The 1,766-nt window shown below is 59.2% G+C and carries 2 protein-coding genes; both read right to left on the bottom strand.

What is annotated here, in order from left to right; all coding sequences use genetic code 11:
• Positions 1-820 (bottom strand): SurA N-terminal domain-containing protein (locus tag AC1D1P_RS22430; protein WP_477674507.1); only part of this gene is annotated, 820 nt, incomplete at its 3' end.
• A 25-nt stretch (positions 821-845) separates the two neighbouring features.
• A partial coding sequence (locus tag AC1D1P_RS22425; protein WP_477674506.1) for an LPS-assembly protein LptD occupies positions 846-1,766 on the bottom strand: 921 nt, incomplete at its 5' end.

Here is a 1,766-nt window from a genome sequence, read left to right as displayed (position 1 = left end):
CAAAGAGATCAGGATAGCGGTCTGCAGTCCGCAGCCCCATCAGGCCACCTGAAGCGCGCGTGGGAGACGCTGAAACTTCGGCGGCCAGCGCCGTGAAGTCGGCACCGTTGCGGGCACGGTCCATCACCTGCTGGGCCTTGGCCTGCAGTGCTGCGACTTGATCGGGCGTGGCATTTTCCGGCACGGCCACCAGAATTTCCGCGAGGTTGAGAGCCAGCGAAGACGATGGGGTGCCGCCATCCTGATCACGCAGAAATTGGTCGACTTCCTGCTCCGTAACCGTCGCACGCGCCTCCAGTTCTCGCTGGCGCAGGCGGCTGACCAAAAGCTCGTCCCTCAATTCCGAGCGGAATTGGGCATAGTCAATCCTGTCCGCTTTCAGGCGGTTGCGCAGCTCGTCGACCGTGATCTGGTTTTGGCTGGCGACGGTCTGGACCGCAGCTTCGACGGCATTGTCATCGACCCGCAGGCCCGAATTGCGCGCCATTTGCAGCTGCGCCTTGTCGCTGATCAGGCGTTCCAGAATTTGTCCGACCATTTCACTGCGCGGCGGCACTGTCGCGCCCATCTGAAGCATTTGTTGCTCGGTCCGAATCAACTTGCTTCGAACCTCATTATTGGTAATGGGTTCGGAGTTGACCACGGCAACAATGAAGTCAGCCTGCCGCTGCGCGCTTCCTTGCGCCGACGCAGTCCGGGAGCCCGTGGCCGCGTCGGGCAGGCGCAATGTACCCGATGGCCGCAACCCCTGCGCCTGAGCACCCACCATCAGCACAATCGACAATGCCAAGGCCGTTGTGGCGGCTTGAATGGAGTTCAAAAGGAATCTTGAGACGGCGCGGTTATTAGTCATAAGTAGTAAAGCGGCTTGGCGTGCTGGTATTCTCACGCAGATATTGGTAACGTGGAACATTCGACTTCAGGGTTTCCAGGGGGTTGGAGCCGAGGCGCGAAAACCCCACAAGTTCAAGCTGGAACAGGATTTTCGTATCCGAGCTTCCGGTCCCGGTTTGAGAGCGCTGCAGAACCACGCGCCCTATCCAGCAGCAACCATCGTATTCAACACCGATGATCGAGTCGACCAGTTTTTTGTCCAGCACGCTGTAATTCAGGCGCCCAACGGCATAGTAGCGGCCGCCTCCCTGGCCCTGCCCAGCGCCCAGATCTTTTCCTTTGTCGCCCCACAAATCATTGATAGGCCACTGCCAGCMCACGTCAATTTGCTCGCTGACATTGCGCTGGCGCCGGAATGCGGCACTGATGACGCGGTAATTGCTGGGGTTGTAGCGCACGCCAATCGAYGCACGCTCAGATTGCTTGGTCTTCGGGTTGTACTGAACCGTACTGTCGAAAGACCACTGCGGCACCCAATTGACGGAAGCCCCGACCAGCAAGTCGCTGATGCGGTCGGTGACCGGCAATACACCCGGCAGGGTCACCTTCTGATCCTCAAAACGAAAGCGCTGCGCAATGCCGACACGCACAGCTTCAGCACCGGTCGCAGGATCCAGCAGACGCGAGGTAACGCCCAGGGTCAGCAGGTTAGCGTCTGAAATACGGTCATTGCCGACAAATGCGTTTTCGGTAAAGACCGTGGCGAAGTTGAAGTCGTTGGACCCGGAGTCGTAGTTGGGCAGCAGGCTCTGGTCGCGATAGGGTGTACGCACATAAAAGGCCCGGGGCTCCAGTGTCTGGGTAAAGTTCCGGCCCAGGAACCCGGCATTACGTTCAAACTGCACGCCGCTGTCCAGGCTGAAGGTAGGCAC

The sequence above is a fragment of the Polaromonas sp. P1_E1_2 genome (genome assembly GCF_056406035.1).
The sequence above is the reverse complement of the archived record's forward strand: the minus strand, read 5'-3'. Positions and strand labels throughout refer to the sequence as shown.